At 72.4% G+C, this 18686-nt stretch carries 20 protein-coding genes; 9 read left to right on the top strand and 11 right to left on the bottom strand.

Annotated elements, in window-relative coordinates:
• Positions 1 to 160: 160 nt before the first annotated feature.
• From QMG39_RS08800 to QMG39_RS08770, 7 genes are all read right to left on the bottom strand, one after another.
• Positions 161 to 895, bottom strand: a complete 735-nt coding sequence (locus tag QMG39_RS08800) for an SDR family oxidoreductase (RefSeq protein WP_281884107.1) — start codon at positions 893 to 895, stop codon at positions 161 to 163.
• A 132-nt stretch (positions 896 to 1027) separates the two neighbouring features.
• Positions 1028 to 2017, bottom strand: coding sequence for an NADPH:quinone oxidoreductase family protein (locus QMG39_RS08795; RefSeq protein ID WP_281884105.1), 990 nt, complete (start codon positions 2015 to 2017; stop codon positions 1028 to 1030).
• The gene (locus tag QMG39_RS08790; RefSeq protein ID WP_281884103.1) at positions 2014 to 2601 is read right to left on the bottom strand and encodes a TetR/AcrR family transcriptional regulator; all 588 of its coding nucleotides are present in this window, start codon (positions 2599 to 2601) and stop codon (positions 2014 to 2016) included. The genes QMG39_RS08795 and QMG39_RS08790 overlap by 4 nt, the downstream gene beginning before the upstream one ends.
• 8 nt (positions 2602 to 2609) lie before the next feature.
• Positions 2610 to 3356, bottom strand: coding sequence for an SDR family oxidoreductase (locus QMG39_RS08785; protein ID WP_281884101.1), 747 nt, complete (start codon positions 3354 to 3356; stop codon positions 2610 to 2612).
• Between the two features lie 287 nt (positions 3357 to 3643).
• Entirely contained in the window at positions 3644 to 3814 is a 171-nt protein-coding gene (locus QMG39_RS08780; RefSeq protein WP_281884099.1) for a CsbD family protein, read from the bottom strand.
• Positions 3815 to 3941: 127 nt separating this feature from the next.
• Positions 3942 to 4592 carry a GNAT family N-acetyltransferase gene (locus QMG39_RS08775; protein ID WP_281884096.1) on the bottom strand — a complete coding sequence of 217 codons (651 nt, stop codon included), beginning with the start codon at positions 4590 to 4592 and terminating at the stop codon, positions 3942 to 3944.
• A gap of 52 nt (positions 4593 to 4644) precedes the next feature.
• A complete protein-coding gene (locus tag QMG39_RS08770; protein WP_281884094.1) occupies positions 4645 to 5571 on the bottom strand; it encodes a helix-turn-helix transcriptional regulator in 927 nt (308 codons plus the stop codon).
• 155 nt (positions 5572 to 5726) lie between these two features.
• Between QMG39_RS08770 and QMG39_RS08765 the strand changes: the two genes are divergently transcribed.
• The 4 genes from QMG39_RS08765 to srmL all read left to right on the top strand — a co-directional run bounded on the left by QMG39_RS08765 (position 5727) and on the right by srmL (position 9689).
• On the top strand, positions 5727 to 6158 hold the full coding sequence (locus tag QMG39_RS08765) for a hypothetical protein (RefSeq protein ID WP_281884092.1): 432 nt from the start codon (positions 5727 to 5729) through the stop codon (positions 6156 to 6158).
• 77 nt (positions 6159 to 6235) lie between these two features.
• On the top strand, positions 6236 to 7063 hold the full coding sequence (locus QMG39_RS08760) for an LLM class F420-dependent oxidoreductase (protein WP_281884091.1): 828 nt from the start codon (positions 6236 to 6238) through the stop codon (positions 7061 to 7063).
• Positions 7060 to 8310: a multidrug effflux MFS transporter gene (locus QMG39_RS08755; protein ID WP_281884090.1), complete on the top strand. Its 1251-nt coding sequence runs from the start codon at positions 7060 to 7062 to the stop codon at positions 8308 to 8310. Before QMG39_RS08760 ends, QMG39_RS08755 begins: the two co-directional genes overlap by 4 nt.
• A 200-nt stretch (positions 8311 to 8510) precedes the next feature.
• Complete coding sequence (srmL, locus tag QMG39_RS08750) at positions 8511 to 9689, top strand: PheS-related mystery ligase SrmL (RefSeq protein WP_281884089.1); 1179 nt, start codon at positions 8511 to 8513, stop codon at positions 9687 to 9689.
• Positions 9690 to 9926: 237 nt separating this feature from the next.
• On the opposite strand, the gene QMG39_RS08745 is transcribed toward srmL, so the two are convergent.
• From QMG39_RS08745 to QMG39_RS08735, 3 genes are all read right to left on the bottom strand, one after another.
• Positions 9927 to 11213 carry an adenylosuccinate synthase gene (locus tag QMG39_RS08745; protein WP_281884088.1) on the bottom strand — a complete coding sequence of 429 codons (1287 nt, stop codon included), beginning with the start codon at positions 11211 to 11213 and terminating at the stop codon, positions 9927 to 9929.
• A 1-nt stretch (position 11214) separates the two neighbouring features.
• Positions 11215 to 12096, bottom strand: coding sequence for a DUF3151 family protein (locus QMG39_RS08740; RefSeq protein WP_281884086.1), 882 nt, complete (start codon positions 12094 to 12096; stop codon positions 11215 to 11217).
• Positions 12097 to 12185: 89 nt separating this feature from the next.
• The gene (locus QMG39_RS08735) at positions 12186 to 12554 is read right to left on the bottom strand and encodes a DUF4440 domain-containing protein (protein ID WP_281884085.1); all 369 of its coding nucleotides are present in this window, start codon (positions 12552 to 12554) and stop codon (positions 12186 to 12188) included.
• Between the two features lie 146 nt (positions 12555 to 12700).
• On the opposite strand from QMG39_RS08735, the gene argG reads away from it, so the two are divergent.
• Positions 12701 to 14140, top strand: a complete 1440-nt coding sequence (gene argG / locus QMG39_RS08730; RefSeq protein ID WP_281884084.1) for an argininosuccinate synthase — start codon at positions 12701 to 12703, stop codon at positions 14138 to 14140.
• Between the two features lie 358 nt (positions 14141 to 14498).
• Here argG and QMG39_RS08725 read toward each other — a convergent pair whose 3' ends face one another.
• A complete protein-coding gene (locus tag QMG39_RS08725; protein WP_281887224.1) occupies positions 14499 to 15143 on the bottom strand; it encodes a TrmH family RNA methyltransferase in 645 nt (214 codons plus the stop codon).
• Between the two features lie 157 nt (positions 15144 to 15300).
• Between QMG39_RS08725 and QMG39_RS08720 the strand changes: the two genes are divergently transcribed.
• Genes QMG39_RS08720 through QMG39_RS08705 form a run of 4 tightly spaced genes read left to right on the top strand, consistent with a single transcriptional unit; the run spans position 15301 to position 18660 of the window.
• Entirely contained in the window at positions 15301 to 16254 is a 954-nt protein-coding gene (locus QMG39_RS08720) for a metal ABC transporter substrate-binding protein (RefSeq protein WP_281884083.1), read from the top strand.
• On the top strand, positions 16251 to 17027 hold the full coding sequence (locus QMG39_RS08715; RefSeq protein WP_281884081.1) for a metal ABC transporter ATP-binding protein: 777 nt from the start codon (positions 16251 to 16253) through the stop codon (positions 17025 to 17027). Before QMG39_RS08720 ends, QMG39_RS08715 begins: the two co-directional genes overlap by 4 nt.
• A complete protein-coding gene (locus QMG39_RS08710; RefSeq protein WP_281887222.1) occupies positions 17027 to 17914 on the top strand; it encodes a metal ABC transporter permease in 888 nt (295 codons plus the stop codon). Before QMG39_RS08715 ends, QMG39_RS08710 begins: the two co-directional genes overlap by 1 nt.
• Before the next feature lie 23 nt (positions 17915 to 17937).
• Positions 17938 to 18660: a metal-dependent transcriptional regulator gene (locus QMG39_RS08705; protein ID WP_281884079.1), complete on the top strand. Its 723-nt coding sequence runs from the start codon at positions 17938 to 17940 to the stop codon at positions 18658 to 18660.
• Positions 18661 to 18686: the final 26 nt, after the last annotated feature.

Below are 18686 nucleotides of genomic sequence, written 5' to 3'. Positions count from 1 at the left end.
GGATGCGGAGATGTCCCGCGACACGCCGCCCTGAGGCATCCGTCACCGGCGCGTCGGCCGCGAACTCCGCATCCGCGTACATGGCCGGGGCAGAGGGCGGGCGGAGATAGGGGCAGGGCGGAGAGGGGCGGAGAAAGGGGCAGGGAGGATGCCCCGGGGGTCAGTGGTGCGGGAGTGAGGCCGTGAGGCCGCCGTCGGCGACGAACTCGGCGCCGGTGGAGTAGCTCGACGCGTCGCTCGCGAGGAAGACGATGAGCTCGGCGACCTCCTCAGGCGCGGCGGGGCGGCCGAGGGGGATGCCGGCGTCGGCCGGATCCATGTCGGCGGTCATGGCGGTGTCGATGAAGCCCGGATGCACCGAGTTGACGCGGATGCCGTCGCGCGCCAGCTCGAGCGCGGCCGACTTGGTGAGCCCGCGCACCGCGAACTTGCTCGCCACGTAGCCGTGCAGGGCGATGCTGCCGCGCAGGCCCTCGACCGACGAGATGTTGACGATCGACCCGCCGTTGCCGGCCTCGCGCATGGCCGCCGACACGACCTTCAGGCCGAGGAAGGTGCCGGTGACGTTGACGTCCATCATCCGCTGCCAGCGTTCGAGCGTGTACGAGCGGAGGCTGCCGCGATCGGCGATGCCGGCGTTGTTCACGAGCACGTCGAGTCGACCCGCCTCGGCGACGATGTCGACGACGGCCGACTCCCAGTGCGCCTGGTCGGTCACGTCCAGGTGCAGGTAGCGCGCACCGAGCAGTTCGGCGACGAGCGCCTCTCCGGCGTCGTCGAGCACGTCGGCGACAACGACCCGCGCGCCCTCGCGGGTCAGGGCGCGGGCGTACGCGGCACCGAGACCGCGGGCGGCGCCGGTGACGAGGGCCACTCGTCCGTCGAGGCGGCCCATCAGTCGACCCTGCCCATCAGTCGAGCCGCCGCGATCAGTCGTTGCCGTCCATCCGCGCTCGGCCCATCCGGCGCTCGGCCCATCAGTCGTCGCCGTCCAAGCGTCGCCCTGCTCATCAGTCGGCCACGTCGATCAGTCGACCAGCACGACGCTGCGGCCCACCGTGGCGCCAGCGGCGAGTCGGTCGAGCGCTTCGGGGGCATCCGTGAACCCGACCTGCTCCCCGATCACGGGGCGGATCAGTCCCTCGGCGGCCAGCCGCGTGAGTTCCGCGTGCGCCTCGCGCACGAGGTCGGGCCGGTACGTGTTGTACAGCGCCCAGTGCAGGCCGAGCACGCTGTAGTTCTTCACCAGCGCATGGTTCGGCTTGACCTCCTGCATGCGTCCGCCGGCGAAGCCGACGACGACGATGCGGCCCTCGAACGCGATGACCTTCGTCGACTGGTCGAACGCGTCGCCGCCGACCGGGTCGAACACGACGTCCACGCCGTGCCGTCCCGCGAGCTCCTTGACCCGGGCGATGACGTCCTCGCTCGTGCGATCGACGACCTCGTCGGCGCCGCAAGCGCGGGCGACCTCCGCCTTCTCGGGCGAGCTCACGACGCCGATCACGCGCGCGCCGGCCGCCTTCGCGAGCTGCACGGCCGCGGTGCCGACCCCGCCGGCCGCCGCGTGCACGAGCACGGTCTCGCCCGCCTGGAGCTGGGCCCTGCGATGCAGCGCCACGTACGCGGTCTGGTACGCGATGATCAGCCCGGACGCCTCGGCGTCGGAGAGCGCGTCGGGCGCGGGAAAGGTCACGGCCGCGTCGAGCACGGCGTGCTCCGCAAGGGTGCCGATACGCGAGCCCACGACCCGGTCGCCGACGGCGAAGGCGGCCGACTCAGGGGCATCCGCCCCCACCGCGACCACCTCGCCGCACGCCTCGATGCCCGGCGGGAACGGCAGCTCGGGCCGCACCTGGTACTCGCCGCGGCAGAGCAGCACGTCGGGGAAGTTCAGCGCGACGGCGCGGGTGCGCACGACGAGCTCGCCGGGGCCGGGCGTCGGCACCTCGCGGTCGCCGAGCTCGAGCGCCGCGCTCGGGTCGCCGTGGCGCACGACCTGCCAGACCCGGCTCATGCGCCGACGCCCTTGGTCAGGCTGTCGAGGAACAGCTCGGTGACCTGCTCGGCGACCTCGGTGCCCGACTCCGGCCCGGACGGGTTGTACCACTGCGAGAGGTAGTGGATGTCGGAGAAGAAGTGCGCCATGAGCACGGCGCGGGGGATGTCGGTGCGGAACACGCCCTCGGCCTGGCCACGCTCGATCAGGGCGACGAAGTCGTCGTTGTAGTGCCGCCGCCGCTTCATGACCTCGTCGTGCCGCTCGGGCGTGAGCATGTGCATCGAGCGGAAGAACACGGTGCCCTCGGGGAGGTACTCGATCGACGTCTCGATGACGTCGACGCACGCGGCGCGGAGCGTCTCGGCCACGGGCATCCCCCGCCCGATGATCTCGTCGAGGTGCTCCTGCTGCAGGGTGAGCAGCCGCTCGTAGATGCCGAAGAGCAGGTCGTCCTTCGAGCGGTAGTAGTGGTACATCGCGCCCTTGGTGACGCCGGCCGCCTCGACGACCTCCTGCACCGAGGTGGTGGCGTAGCCCTTGGTGGCGAACAGCTCGACGGCCGCCTGCTGCACCTGGTCGCGAACGCTGAAGTCCTTCATCATGCCTCCTACAGCACCGGCGAGAGCGAGCCGCCGCCGTCGATGACGATGGTCTGCCCCGTGATCCACGACGCGTCGGACGAGGCGAGGAAGGCGACCGCGGCGGCGACGTCCTCGGGCGCACCGAGCCTACCGAGCGGGTACCCCTCGACGACCTCCGACTCGCGGCCCTCGTACAGCGCGCGGGCGAAGCTCGTCTTGATGACGGCCGGTGCGATCGCGTTGACCCGGATCTCGGGGGCGAGCTCCCAGGCGAGCTGGCGGGTGAGGCCGAGCAGCGCCGCCTTCGAGACGCCGTAGAAGGCGATGCCGGGGCTCGCGGTCAGCGCTGAGATCGACCCCATGTTGACGATGGCGCCCTTGCGGTCTGCGAGGCCCGCGGCGACGGCGTCGCGCGACCAGTCGAGCGCGCTCACGACGTTCACGTCGAGGATCTTGCGCACCGCCGACGGCTCGGCCTCGAGCGCGGGCCCGTAGATCGGGTTGATGCCGGCGTTGTTCACCAGCACGTCGAGGCCGCCGTGGCGTTCGCGCACGTGGGCGAACACCTCGGCGCGGTGGTCGGGGTCGTCGACTCGGCCGGCGACCCAGCTCACGGCGGGCCCGAGGTCGGATGCCGCCTGCTCCAGCCCGTCCGGCTTCCTGGCCGTGATCACGACCTGCGCCCCCTCGTCGACCAGTCGCCTGGCCGTCGCGAGGCCGATGCCCCTGCTGCCCGCGGTGACCAGCGCCACCTTGCCGTCGAATCGCCCCATCGTGATTCCTCTCGCAAAAAACCGACCGCTCGGTATGTTAGCGCATCGGCTGCCAGGTGGGCGCACGTCGGCACGGGGCATCCGCTCGCCCACGCACGGAAGCGCCCCGTGGGGATGGTCACTTTTCAGGAGTCGCACCGGGAGCCGGTGCGGAAGGTTGCAGGGTCGGTGCTGTTGCAGCTCGATCCATGCGTCCCGGAGCTCGGCCGCGGCGATTCTCGCCGCGGCCGCTACCCGGCTTCCTGAAAAGTGACGCGCTCCTCCCACGGGGCGCGTCGGTCAGCGGGTCAGCGGAACGCGTCCTTCACGTTCTCGCCGGCCTGCTTGAGGTTCGCCTTGGACCGCTCGGCCTTGCCCTCGGCCTGCATCTCACGATCGTTCGTGGCCTCGCCGACCTTCTCCTTGGCCTTGCCGACCAGTTCCTCGGCCTTGTTCTGTGCCTTGTCGTCCGTTCCCATGGAGACTCCTTCCTGATTCGGCGGGCGCCGCCTGTTCCCCTCGCGGCGCGCGTCTCGCCTTCGACGCTAGGTCGGCCTCCGGCGGGTGGCGAGGGGGTGGACAGACCGGATGCGGTGTGCTTCCAGCTCAGTCGACCGCGGAGTCTGCGAGCTCGACGGGCCGGTCGCCCCAGGCTGCGATGCGCTCCTCGAGCCCCGCGCGCACGCCCGGCCACTCGTCGGCCAGCACCGAGTACACGGCCGTGTCGCGCCAGGTGCCGTCGGGCTTCGGCATCACCCGGCGAAGCACGCCCTCGAACGTCGCCCCGAGGCGCAGGATCGCGGCGCGCGAGCGCGCATTCACCGCATCCGCCTGCAGCTTCACCCGGCCGAAGCCGTGGTCGAACGCGGCGCCCAGCAACAGCAGCTTCGCCTCGGGGTTCACGACCGTGCCCCACACGCGCGGGTCGTACGCGGTCCAGCCGAGGTGCGCGGCCTCGTTGACCGGCTCGAAGTCGCCGAGCGTCGAGGTGCCGACGATGCGGCCGTCATCCGCCCCGCCCTCGAGCCGGATGGCGTACGCGATGCCGCGCTCGCCCCAGTGGTAGTAGCCGCGCGCGAACTCGCGGAACGCCGCCGCGTCACCGGGCAGCCCGGCCGGCCCGCCGCCGTACCCGCTCGCGAACACCCGCGCCGACCCGATCGCGTCGTACAGCTCGTCGAGGTCGGACTCGGCGAGCGGCGTCAGGCGGATGAACCGGCCGACGAGGTCGACGCGTTCGGGGGTGGTGGCGGTCACGCGACCAGTCTGCACCGCGGGGGCGACGGATGCCCCGGCGAGCCGGAGCCGCTCAGGTACGCGAGCCGGCCGCCGACCCCGACGACCGCTCCGCAGGCGCCTCAGCGTCCACCGCATGCTCCGGCGTCGCCGCCCAGCTGCTCAACAGCCGCAGCGCCTCGGCGTCCGCGCTGCCGGGCTGCGCGGTGAGCACCGTGAGCTGCACGCCGGGTTCGCCGACGACGTCGAGCCCGTTGAAGTGGAGCGTCAGGTCGCCGACCACGTGGTGGTGGTACCGCTTGGTGCCCGACTCGTGGTGCCAGACGTCGTGGCGACCCCACAACTCGCGGAACCGGTCGCTGCGCGTCGAGAGTTCGCCGACGAGGTCGTGCAGCGGCTTGCTGTGCGGGTCGCGCCCCGCCTCGGTGCGCAGCTGCGCCACGTTCACGGCCGCCATCGCGTCCCAGTCGGGATAGAAGCGCCGCGCGACGGGTTCGAGGAACAGGAACCGAGCGAAGTTCGGCGTCGGCGTCGTCGACGAGGCGATCATCTCGTGCATGAGCGCCCCGCCGAGGGCGTTGTACGCGAGCAGGTCGGTGCGCCCGTTGCCGACCAGCGCCGCGGCGTCGTGCATCGAGTCGAGCACCCACTGCATGCTCGGCGACGGCTGCCAGGCCCGCTCGCCCTTCCGGCGACCCCTGGGCGAGGGGGCGGATGCCCGGCCGGAGCGGGACGCCAGCCGGTAGAGGTGCTCGCGCTCCGCATCATCCATCAGCAGCGCCCTGGCGAGCCCGTCGAGCACGGCACCGGATGCACCGGCGATCGCCCCGCGCTCGAGGCGCGCGTAGTACTCGACGCTCACGCCGGCGAGCGCGGCCGCCTCGCCGCGCCGCAGCCCCGGCACACGCCGGTCGGTGCCGCGCGGCAGTCCGACCTGCTCGGGCTCGACCCGAGCACGCCGTGACATGAGGAACTCGCGAACCTCGTCGTGCGTCTCCATGCCCACAGGTTACGTCGGTGTCGAGCCGTACTGGGGTGCCCTGTCAGGGCGCGTCAGGGGCGGGACTCCCGCGCCCGCGAGGCGAGCGGTTCACTGGCCGCATGACAGTACTCACCTCCCGCACGACGACCGCCCGCGTCGCATCGACTGGTCGGGTGGCGTCCCTGGTGACGGCCTCCGTCGTCGCAGCAGCCGGCCTGCTGACCATCCTTCCGGCGCACCTCGCCGATGTTCCCGACCGGTCGGCCGCCACTGCGGTCGAGGTCGAGTGGCACGACCCCGCCGTCGAGCGACAGCTCTCGGGCGACGCCCTCGCCTCCACAGAGTTCGAGCAGCGCTTCGGGCACGCCGTCGTCGCCTCGCTCACGTTCCCGCTCCGGTTCGCGCCCACCGTGCCCGCCGACGGCTACCGCGCCAGCGACGTGGCCTACCGGGCCCAGGACCGCAGCCTCTACGTGTTCTCGGCCGACGGCACGAGCGTGCCCGACGACGGACTCGTGCTCGTCGCATCCGTCACCTCGGGGCTCGACGAGATCGTCGCCTGCGCACCGACGTGCGCCCTCCGATTCGAGCCCGCGACGGACTGACCGCACCTGGTCGTCGCGCGCCGACCGGCGCTTCCCACCCGCATCCGCACCGCTACCGCACACCAAGGAGCCCCTCGATGAGCACCACGCCCACCCCCACCACCCGCCCCGTCCGCATCGGCGTCCAGCTGCAGCCGCAGCACGCCCGCTACGAGACCATCCGCGACCGCGCCGCCGAGCTCGAGGAGCTGGGCGTCGACATCCTCTTCAACTGGGACCACTTCTTCCCGCTCTACGGCGATCGCGACGGGCTGCACTTCGAGTCGTGGACCATGCTCGCCGCGCTCGCCGAGCAGACCCGCCGGGTCGAGCTGGGAGCCCTGGTGAACTGCAACAGCTACCGCAACGCGCACCTGCAGGCCGACATGGCGCGCACCATCGACCACATCAGCGCGCACGGCACGGGCATGGGCCGGTTCATCCTCGGCACCGGCTCGGGCTGGTTCGAGCGCGACTACGACGAGTACGGGTTCGAGTTCGGCACGGTCGGGTCGCGTCTCGACGCCCTCGCCGCCGACCTGCCGACGATCGAGGGCCGCTGGGCGAAGCTCAACCCGCCGCCGACCCGCAAGATCCCGGTGCTGATCGGCGGCGCAGGCGAGAAGAAGACCCTGCGGATCGTCGCGCGGCATGCCGACATCTGGCACAGCTACTCGGATGCCTCCGAGATGGAGCACAAGCTGTCGGTGCTCGCCGCCCACGCCGACGCCGTCGGGCGCGACGTCACCGAGATCGAGGTTTCGGCCGGCGTCGTCGACACGATCGCGCACCGCACGTTCGCCGAGGCGGACGACCTCCACGCCCTCGGCGCGACGATCTTCACACTCGGGCTCGACGGCGACGGCTACGACGCGTCGCTCGTGTCGGAGTGGCTCGCCTGGCGCGACGAGGTGAATGCTCGATGACCCCGTCCGCCGGCGCGGCCGCACGCACGCCGCTGCATCGGCTGCGCGAGTCGCCGATCTGGATCGCGGTCATCCTCGCGACGCTCACCATCTTCGGACCGCTGTCGATGGACCTCTACCTGCCGGTCCTGCCGAGCCTTGCAGCGGATCTGGCGACCACCACCTCGGCGGCGCAGCTCACCATGACGACGTGCCTGCTCGGCCTCGCCCTGGGGCAGGTGATCGCCGGCCCGCTCTCCGACCGCTACGGTCGCCGCGTCGTGCTGCTCAGCGGCCTCGTCGTCTACACCGTCGCGTCGCTGGCCTGCGCGTTCAGCGACTCGATCACCCTCCTCGTGGTGCTCCGGCTCGTGCAGGGCGCGGCCGGCGGGTTCGGCCTCGTGATCGCCCAGGCCTGCGGCCGCGACCTCTACGAGGGCCCGCGCCTCAACCGCTACAACGGCCGCATCGTCGTGCTCTCGGGTCTCGCGGCGATCGTCGCGCCCGTCATCGGAGGCGTCCTCGCGGCGCACGTGGCGTGGCAGGGCTTCTTCGTGCTCCTCGCCGCGTTCGGGCTCGTCATCACACTCGCCGTCGCCGTCTCGTTCCGCGAGACCCTTCCGGTCGAGCGTCGCGTCACGGGCGGGGCCGGCCACACGCTCGCCCACCTGGCCGTACTCGCCCGCGATCGACGCTTCGTCGGCGCGACCGCCGCGAGCTCGCTCACCTCGGCGACGTACTTCGCGTACCTCGCGGCCGCGCCGTTCGTGCTGCAGGACCTCTTCGGGCTCTCGCCCGCGCAATACGCCCTGGTCATCGGGGTCAATGCCGCGGGCTTCGCCGCGTTCGGGTTCACCGCGGGCCGAGCGGCCGAGCGGTGGGGCGAGCGCGTAGTGTTCGCGACGGGCATCGCGCTCGTCATCGCGGGCGCGACGGTGCTCGCGGCCACCGCCTCGGCCCCACCGCCCCTCGCCGTCATGGTGGGGGCGTTCCTGCTCATCGCCGCAGGCGCGGCCGCCGTCTCCCCGCCGTCCACGACGATGGCGCTCACCGACTACCCCGCGTTCGCGGGCACGGCGTCGTCGGTGCTCGGCCTGAGCCGGTTCGTCGCCGGCGCAGCTGCGGCGCCGCTCGTCGGGCTGGCCGGTCCTCTGTCGACGACACCGCTCGCGGCCGTCGCACTGGCCACCGGCCTGACGTCCGCGGTCGTGTTCGCGCTGCTGCTGGTGCGCGGTCGCGCGCCGCACCCGTCCGCGGGCTCGCGCTGAACATTCACGGGCGGCGGATGCCCCTGAATGCCGCTATCCTCATGCGCATGGCGTACGCCCGGCGATTTCCTCGCCCCCGGCCGGCAACCGGCCCGGGGCGATCGTCGATGCGCGCACGCTAGTCGGGCCGCGACGTCCCGGTGAGTCGGACCGGACGGGGGAGCATCCTCCCTCCGCACCGACTCGCAAAGGACTCCGCAATGCCCACCCTCGCCGAACCGACCCCGGGATCCGCTCCCGGGCCCGCTCCCACCGAGCAACTCCTCACGGCCGACGCCGTGCGCCACGCCCTCGCCGTGCGCGACCTCGCCGACCCCGCCCAGGGCGCTCACGCCATGCAGCTCGTGCTGGCCGACGTGCTCGACGCCGTCGGCGCCCTCTGGGGCGCGCCCGTCGCCGTGACCCGCTCGACCCCGCTCGTGACCGTCGCCGACAACTACGACCACCTCGGCTACGACCCCGCCGACGTCACCCGCGACGCCCGCTACACGCGGTACGTCGCCCCCGGCGTGATGCTGCGCAGCCACACCAGCTCGGGCATGCCGGCGATCCTGCGCGGCCTGGCCGCCGATCCCCCACGCGGCTACGACGTCGTGCATGCCCTCCCCGGCGTGACCCACCGCCGCGACGCCGTCGACCGGCTGCACGTCGGCACCCCGCACCAGCTCGACCTCTGGCGCGTCGCCGACCGCGGCTACCTGCCGGGCGAGACGCTCGACGAGCTCGCGGGCGCGGTCGTCGAGGCTGTGCTGCCGGGCGCGCGGTGGCGACAGGTGCCGGCGAGGCATCCGTACACCCGCGACGGCCGGCAGGTCGACGTCTGGCACGACGGCGAGTGGGTCGAGCTCGCCGAGTGCGGCGCGATCGATCGCGGGGTGATCCGCCGCGCGGGCCTCGACCCGCACCTCTGGACCGGGGTCGCGCTCGGCATGGGCCTCGACCGCGCGCTCATGCTGCGCAAGGGCATCCCCGACATCCGGATGCTGCGCTCGGCGCACCCGCTCGTCGCCGCGCAGATGCGCGACCTCGAGCCGTGGCGGCCCGTGTCGTCGCAGCCCGCCGTGCGCCGCGACCTGTCGATTGTGGTCGCGGACGACGTCGACGACGAGCTGCTCGGCGACCGGGCGCGCGACGCGCTCGGCGCAGAGGCCGACGTGCTCGAGTCGCTCGAGGTGCTGGCGGTGACGGATGCCGCCGAGCTGCCCGCCGCGGCCCGCGAACGCCTGCGCACAAGGCCGGGCGACCGCAACGCGCTGGTGCGCCTCGTGCTGCGCCCGCTCGACCGCACGCTCACCGACGCCGAGGCGAACGCGCTGCGCGATCGCGTCTACCTCGCGCTGCACGAGGGCGAGGTGCTCGAGCTGATCGCCGCCCCCTGAAGCGCGGCACTTTTCAGGAGCGCCGGCTCACGGGCATCCGTCACTTTTCAGGAAGCAGCCCGAGTGCCGGTGCAGATTCATGCATCGGGCCACTGCCCGCCGCCGATCTCGTGCGCGAGAGCCCGAGGCTGCGGCGATCTGCGCCACAGGCCCGCGGCGGCTCCTGAAAAGTGCCGCACACACCCGGCGACGGGTCGGGCAGATCCGGGCAGCCTTCCTGAAAAGTGACCCGAAACGTCAGTCGAGCAGGTCGTGGCGCACGACGATCGCGTCGCGGCCGGGGCCGACGCCGATCGCCGAGATGCGCGCGCCGCTCATCGCCTCGATCGCGAGCACGTAGTCCTGTGCGGCCTTCGGCAGGTCGTCGAACGAACGAGCGCCGGTGATGTCCTCGGTCCAGCCGGGGAACTCCTCGTAGATCGGCGTCGCGTGGTGGAAGTCCGACTGGCTGACCGGGATCTCGTCGAAGCGCGTGCCGTCGACGTCGTAGCCGACGCAGACCGGGATCGTCTCGAGCCCGGTGAGCACGTCGAGCTTGGTCAGCACGAAGTCGGTGACGCCGTTGATGCGTGCCGTGTAGCGCGCGATCGGCGCGTCGTACCAGCCGCAGCGGCGCGGGCGGCCGGTGGTCGTGCCGAACTCGAAGCCCTTCGAGCGGAGGAACTCGCCCGACTCGTCGAACAGCTCGGTCGGGAACGGGCCGGCGCCGACTCGGGTCGTGTACGCCTTCACGACGGCGATCACGCGGTCGACGCGGTTCGGTGCGATGCCGGAGCCGGTGATCGCGCCGCCCGACGTCGCGTTCGACGACGTGACGAACGGGTACGTGCCGTGGTCGACGTCGAGCATGGTCGCCTGGCCGCCCTCGAACAGCACGGTGTCGCCCGCGTCGAGCGCTTGGTGCAGCAGCAGCGCGGTGTCGGTGACCATCGGTCGCAGGCGCTCGGCGTACGAGAGCAGGTCGTCGACGATCTCGTCGACGCCGATGGCGCGGCGGTTGTAGACCTTCAGCAGCAGGTGGTTCTTCTGGTCGAGCGCGCCCTCGACCTTCTGGCGCAGGATGTTCTCGTCGAAGAGGTCCTGCATGCGGATGCCGACGCGGTTGATCTTGTCGGCGTAGGCGGGCCCGATGCCGCGACCGGTCGTGCCGATCTGGCGTTTGCCGAGGAAGCGCTCGGTCACCTTGTCGAGCGTGCGGTGGTACTGCGTGATGACGTGCGCGTTGGCGCTGATGCGCAGCTTCGACACGTCGACGCCGCGCGACGACAGCGCGGTGAGCTCGTCGAAGAGCACCTCGATGTCGACCACCACGCCGTTGGCGATGACCGGCGTGACGCCGGGGGTCAGGATGCCCGAGGGCAGCAGGTGCAGCGCGTACTTCTCGTCGCCCACGACGACGGTGTGGCCCGCGTTGTTGCCGCCGTTGAACTTGACGACGTAGTCGACGCGCGGACCGAGCAGGTCGGTCGCCTTGCCCTTGCCTTCGTCACCCCACTGCGCACCGATCAGGATGATCGCCGGCACGTCAGCGCCCTCCGTCGTTCTCGTCGACCGAGACCGGCTCGCCCTCGTCGGCGGGGGCGGCGGATGCCTCGGGGCCGGGCGTGGACCCGTCGACGTCGTCGGGGATCTCCGCGGTGTCGTGCGGGGACTCCTCCTCGGCGGCGGGCGCGGCCGCCTCCCCGTATCCGGGCGTGTACGACGGCGCCGGCGCACCGTCGAACGCCCAGCTCGCGGGCACCGGTGCGGGCACGGCCTGGTCGGCCTCGGGCGCGACCATCGGCGGCACGTCGGAGGCCGCCGCGTAGGCGGCTCCGACGGGCGCGGGCGGCGCGACCGGTTCGGAGTACGCGGGCTGCTCGGCGTACGGGGTCGGCCCGGCCGCATCCGCCGCGGCGATCGCCGCCTCGGCCTCGGCGACCTGCGCCGCCATGCGCTCGGCGAGCATGGCCTGCACCTCTTCGACGTTGATCACCTGGGTCGGCGTGAACTCCGAGTGGATGCGCATCTGCGCGTCCGGGTCGGCAGCGGCGAGCTCGTCGGCGGCGGCACCGGCCTCGGCGGCCAGCCCCAGCACGTTGGCCGAGCGGCGCTTCGCGTCGAGCGCGCGGAGGTAGGCGCGGTTGGGCTCGTGCGACCAGAGCACGGCGTCGCCCGGCTGCCAGCCGGACTCGCGCAGCACCTCGCGCGCGCGATCGACGGCGACCGTCGCGCTCGCATACGTGTCGGTCACGCGACCCTCGGAGTCGGCGATGTCGGCGAGTTCTGCCCAGGCCAGCGGCGACTGCGGATATGCCCCCACGATGCGGGCGACGTCTGCTCGCCCGCCCCCCTGGAGCGCCTCGCGTACGGCGGTCTCATCGGGCAGGTACCGTTCGGTACGCCCGTTCGTCTCGTCTGCGCTCACACTTCACTCTATCGCGAGGCCCCGTTTCAGCCCGGGTCATGACGGCCGGCCGTACGAAAACCGGACAACGGATGCGCCGGTCGGCAGCCTCAGGCCGGGGTCTGCTGGTGCGCGGCCACGTGCCACGCCCCGCCCTCGTAGAGGTACGTGGTCGACATGCGCAGCTGCACCTCGTCGTCGCCGCGGCGGGCGACCGCCCGGTAGGCGAGCACGCCGGCCCGGTCGCCGAGCCGCACCACGGCCGGCTCGTGGATCTCGTAGTGCTCCCACGGCGCGGTGCCCGCGAACGCCTGCATCATCTCGTCGCGGCCGAGCACGGCGCCCTCCACGATCATGAGTCCGTCGCGCGTCATCGCGCGGGTGTAGTGCTCGCCGCCGTGGCCGTCGAGGATGGCGCGCCACCCGGAGTGCTCCTCGTGCAGCAGACGGGCGGGAAGATCGTCGGTGATCTCGGTCATGAGGCAACGGTAGACCCAGCGGCATCCGCTGCACAGTGCCGGGTGACGGATGCCTCGAGCCGGACGCCCGCTCAGAGGCATCCGCCGCCCTCGCCCGCCCCGTCACGATTCAGGTCGCGCACGCGCGCGCAAGTAGGCTGGTACGCATGTCCAAGGTCCTCACTTCCCTTCCCGCCGGCGAGCGCGTCGGCATCGCCTTCTCCGGCGGTCTGGACACCTCGGTGGCCGTCGCCTGGATGCGCGAGAAGGGCGCCGTGCCCTGCACCTACACGGGCGACCTCGGCCAGCCCGACGAGCCGGACGTCGAGGCCGTGCCCGGCCGCGCGATCGAGTACGGCGCCGAGATCTCGCGCCTGGTCGACTGCAAGGCCGCGCTCGTCGAGGAGGGCCTCGTCGCGCTGCAGTGCGGCGCCTTCCACATCCGCTCGGGCGGCAAGACGTACTTCAACACCACGCCGCTCGGCCGCGCGGTCACGGGCACGCTGCTCGTGCGCGCCATGATGGAGGACGGCGTCGACATCTGGGGCGACGGCTCCACCTACAAGGGCAACGACATCGAGCGGTTCTACCGCTACGGCCTCATGGCCAACCCGCGGCTGCGCATCTACAAGCCGTGGCTCGACGCCGACTTCGTGACCGAGCTCGGTGGCCGCACCGAGATGAGCGAGTGGCTGCAGGCGCGCGACCTGCCGTACCGGGCATCCGTCGAGAAGGCCTACTCGACCGACGCGAACATCTGGGGCGCGACCCACGAGGCGAAGAAGCTCGAGGACCTCGACGCGGGCGTGACCATCGTCGAGCCGATCATGGGCGTGCAGTTCTGGCGCGAGGACGTCGAGATCGCCGCGGAGGACGTGACCGTACGGTTCGAGCAGGGCCGCCCGGTGGCGCTGAACGGCGTGGAGTACTCCGACCCGGTGGCGCTCGTGCTCGAGGCGAACGCGATCGGCGGCCGCCACGGGCTCGGCATGAGCGACCAGATCGAGAACCGCATCATCGAGGCGAAGTCGCGCGGCATCTACGAGGCGCCGGGCATGGCGCTGCTGCACATCACGTACGAGCGGCTGCTGAACGCGATCCACAACGAGGACACCGTCGCGAACTACCACAACGAGGGCCGCCGCCTCGGGCGCCTCATGTACGAGGGCCGCTGGCTCGACCCGCAGTCGCTGATGCTGCGCGAGTCGATCGTGCGCTGGGTCGGCTCGGCCGTGACCGGCGAGGTCACGCTGCGCCTGCGCCGCGGCGACGACTACACGATCCTCGACACGTCGGGCCCCGCGCTGTCGTACCACCCCGACAAGCTCTCGATGGAGCGTGTCGGCGACCAGGCCTTCGGCCCCGAGGACCGCATCGGACAGCTGACGATGCGCAACCTCGACATCGCCGACTCGCGCGCACGCCTCGAGCAGTACGCGCACCTCGGCATCGTGGGCGGCGCGACCGCGTCGCTCGTGGGCGACCTCACCGAGGGCGAGGCGCTCGCGATCGTGGGCGAGCCGGCGGGCGAGGTGCACGACCGCGACCTCGAGGCGGCGACCGACGCCGCGAACGAGGCGGCCGCGTTCGACCTCGGCACCGACTGACGCGTCGCGCCAGTTCCTCACGGGCCGGTCGTTTCGGCACGTTCAACTCGGTTCGGCACGCCGAATTCGACGTGCCCGATCGAGTCGAGCGTGCCGGCCAGTCTGCCTCGCGCCGGCCAGTCCGCCTCGCGCCGGCCAGTCGTGCACGGCTGGCCGCGACGCCGCGGGCTGGCCGTCACGTGGAAGCGACCCGCTGCAGACGCGCCGGCACGTCGAACTCGGTTCGGCACGCCGAATCCGACGTGCCCGCGCGAATTGAGCGTGCCGGCCAGCCTGCGCCGCGCCGGCCAGTCGTGCACGGCTGGCCGCGACGCCGCGGGCTGGCCGAAACGACGAGATGACCGTTCGCGAGCGCCGGTCAGCCGGGCAGGTCGGCGTGGGCGAGCACCCAGGAGTGCATCGCGATCGCGGCGGCCGCGGAGGCGTTGATCGAGCGGGTCGAGCCGAACTGGGCGATCTCGACGACCGCGTCGGCGGCAGCGGTCGCCTCGGGCGAGAGTCCGGGTCCCTCCTGCCCGAACAGGAGCACGCAGGTCTCCGGCCAGGCGAACGTCTCGATCGGCACCGCGCCGGGCACGTTGTCGACCGCGATGATCGGCACGCCCGCCTCGCGCGCCCAGTCGACGAACGATGCGATGTCGTCGTGGTGGTCGACGTGCTGGTAGCGGTCGGTCACCATCGCGCCGCGCTTGTTCCAGCGCCGGCGGCCGATGATGTGCACGGTGTCGGCCGCGAACGCGTTCGCGCTGCGCACGATCGAGCCGATGTTCATGTCGTGCTGCCAGTTCTCGATGGCCACGTGGAACGGATGCCGGCGCTCGTCGAGATCCGCCACGATCGCGTCCATGCGCCAGTAGCGGTACCGGTCGATCACGTTGCGCGTGTCGCCCGCCGCGAGCAGCTCGGGGTCGAAGCGCGGGTCGTCGGGCCACTCGTCCGGCCCGCCGGGCCACGGGCCGACGCCGTGCGTCGAGCGCTCGGGGCTCGGCTCGGGCTGCGCCACGGACTGCCCCTCGGGCGCGCGCTCGGGCTCGGATGAGGTCTGCACGCCCCAAGGCTACGGCGGATGCCCCGGGCGGCAGCGGCGACGCCGCGAACGCCGACACGCGGCATCCGCTCGCCTGCTTTTCGGCGACCCGAAAAGTGTGTACGATTTCGGCATGCCGAAAAGGTCGACGGATGCCCCGGGCCGACGCCGCAGCGCACGCGCCGTCGCCGCGATCGCGGGCGCCGTCGCGGCCGCACTCGCGCTGGCCGGATGCTCCGTTGCCGCGAACGGGGACGACGACGACCGCCCGGTCGTGCTCACCACGTTCACGGTGCTGCAGGACATCGCACAGGAGGTCGCCGGCGAGCACCTGCGGGTCGAGTCGATCACGAAGGTGGGCGCGGAGATCCACGGGTACGAGCCGACGCCCGGCGACCTGCGGCGCGCAGCCGATGCCGACCTCATCCTCGACAACGGGCTGAACCTCGAGGCGTGGTTCGCGCAGTTCGTCGAGGGGCTCGACGTGCCGCACGTCGTGGTGAGCGAGGGCGTCGAGGTGATGTCGATCACCGAGGACGCGTACGCGGGCCTGCCGAACCCGCACGCCTGGATGTCGCCGCTCAACGTGCAGGTCTACGCCGCGAACATGGCCGACGCGTTCGCCGAGCTCGACCCTGACAACGCCGAGGCGTACGCGGCGAACGCCGCCGCCTACTCCGACGAGCTGCGGGCCGTGCACGACGAGCTGGTCGCCGAGCTCGCCACCCTCCCCGAGGCCGAGCGGGCGCTTGTCACCTGCGAGGGCGCCTTCTCGTACCTGGCCCGCGACGCCGGGCTCACCGAGCGCTACATCTGGGCCGTCAACGCCGAGCAGCAGGCCACCCCGCAGCAGATCGCGGGCGCGATCGAGTTCGTGCGCGACAACGACGTGCCGGCCGTGTTCTGCGAGTCGACGGTGAGCGACAAGCCCATGCAGCAGGTGGTCGAGGCGACGGATGCCGCGTTCGGCGGCACCCTCTACGTCGACTCGCTCTCCGAGCCCGGCGGCCCCGTGCCGACGTACCTCGAACTGCTGCGCCACGACGCCGACACGATCGTGCAGGCCCTCACGGGGAGCGCGGGATGACGGGCGCGACCGGCCCCCGGGCATCCGCCACCGACCCCGCCATCGCGGTCGAGCACCTCACCGTGCGCTACGGCGACGTGCTCGCCGTCGACGACGCCTCGCTCGAGATCGGCGCCGGCCGCGTCTGCGGACTCGTCGGCATGAACGGGTCGGGCAAGTCGACCCTCTTCAAGGCGATCATGGGCATGGTGCGGCCCGACACCGGCAGCATCACGATCGACGGCGGGCCTGCGAAGGCAGCCCGCAAGGCCGGAGCGATCGGCTACGTGCCCCAGAGCGAGGACGTCGACTGGTCGTTCCCGCTCAGCGTGCGCGACGTCGTGATGATGGGGCGCTACGGGTTCCAGGGACCCACCCGTCGTGCGCGCCGCGCCGACCACGAGGCCGTCGACCACGCGCTCGAGCGGGTCGAGCTCGCCGACCTCGCCGGCCGCCAGATCGGCGCACTGTCGGGCGGGCAGCGCAAGCGCGCCTTCGTCGCACGCGGCCTCGCGCAGGGGGCGCGCATCCTGCTGCTCGACGAGCCGTTCGCGGGCGTCGACAAGCGCACCGAGGCGACCATCACCGAACTGCTGCGCGAGCTCGCCGAGGGCGGTGCGACGGTGCTCGTCTCGACCCACGATCTGCACGCGCTGGCCGACCTCGCCGACGAGGCGATCCTGTTCCTGCGGCGCGTGCTCGTGCACGGCGCGCCCGAGGTCGTGCTGCAGCCCGAGCACCTCGTGCGGGCATTCGGCCTCGACGTGCTGCGCCGGCCCGAGGAGGCGGCGTGATCGACTTCCTCCTCGAACCGCTGACCTACGACTTCATGCAGCGCGCCCTCGCGGTCACCGTGACCGCGGCGATAGTCTGCGGCGTGCTGAGCTGCTGGCTCGTGCTCATCGGCTGGTCGCTGCTCGGCGACGCCGTGTCGCACGCCGTGCTGCCGGGCGTCGTGATCGCGTACCTGCTCGGCACGCCGTTCGCGGTCGGCGCGCTCGTGTTCGGGTTCGCCGCGGTCGCACTCATCTTCCTCGTGCGCTCGACGAGCCGGGTGAAGGAGGACGCCGCGATCGGCGTGGTGTTCACGACCCTGTTCGCGCTCGGCATCGTGCTCATCTCGGTCTTCCCGAGCCAGACCGACCTCGGGCACATCCTCTTCGGCAACCTGCTCGGCGTGAACACCGCCGACCTCGTGCAGGTGCTCGGCCTCGGCGCACTCACGCTCGCGATCCTCGTGTTCAAGCGCCGCGACCTCACCCTCTATGCGTTCGACCCGACGCACGCCAACGCGATCGGCCTGAACCCGCGCGCCCTCGGCGCGCTGCTGCTCGGCCTGCTCGCGCTCACGGTCGTCGTCGCGCTGCAGGCGGTCGGCGTGGTGCTCGTGGTGGCGATGGTGATCATCCCGGGCGCGACCGCGTACCTGCTCACCGACCGGTTCGGGCGGATGCTGCTGATCTCGCCCGCGATCGCCGCGGCGAGCGCCGTGGCCGGCATCTACGCGAGCTACTACCTCGACACGTCGTCGGGCGGCATGGTCGTGCTCGCGATGGGCGTCGCGTTCGCGATCGCGTACCTGTTCGCCCCGCGGCAGGGCGTGGTGGTGCGGATGCTGCGGCGAGCGCCCGTTCGGCGCACGGGGGCGCCCACCGACGACGTGGCGGCCAGCGTCACCTGAACGCCGCCGCTATCCTGACCCCGATGCCCGCCTCCACGAGCCCCGCGGTCGAGGACTACCTCAAGACCATCTACGGCCACACCGAGTGGCAGGACGAACCGATCACGCCCTCGGTGCTCGCCGGCAAGCTCGGCGTCGCCCCGTCTTCGGTCACCGAGATGGTCAAGAAGATGGCGGCGGCCGGGCTCGTGTCGCACGTGCCGTACGGCGCGGTGCGGCTGACGCCCGGCGGCACCACGCGGGCGCTCGCGGTCGTGCGGCGGCACCGGCTCATCGAGACCTGGCTCGTGCGCGAGATGGGCTACGCGTGGGACGAGGTGCACGACGAGGCCGAGGTGCTCGAGCACGCGCTCAGCGACCGGCTGCTCGAGGCGATCGACGCCCGGCTCGGCCGGCCCGACCGCGACCCTCACGGCGACCCCATCCCCCACGCCGACGGCACGCGCGTGCAGGCCGACGCGGTGCTGCTCTCCGAGGCATCCGTCGCCCATGTCGGCCGCGTGGTGCGCATCAGCGACCGCGACCCCGCGGTGCTGCGCGACCTCGTCGAGGTGGGCGTCGGCCTCGACACGGTGCTGACGCTCACGGAGGCCACGCCCGACGCCGTCACGGTCGAGCTCGACCCCGCGTCGATCGCCTCCGCGTCGGCGGCAGGGCGAGCGGATGCCCCGGGGCCGGCGCCCGTCGCCTCGGCGCCGCTGCACCTGCCGCGCACGCACGCCGAGGCGATCTGGGTGACCGCCTGACCCGACCGGCCCCGCCCCTTCCCGCC

The organism is Agromyces rhizosphaerae, assembly GCF_027925245.1.
GTDB classification, from domain to species: Bacteria; Actinomycetota; Actinomycetes; order Actinomycetales; family Microbacteriaceae; genus Agromyces; species Agromyces rhizosphaerae.
Note: the sequence above shows the minus strand (reverse complement) of the source record. Positions and strands in the feature narration are given on the sequence as shown.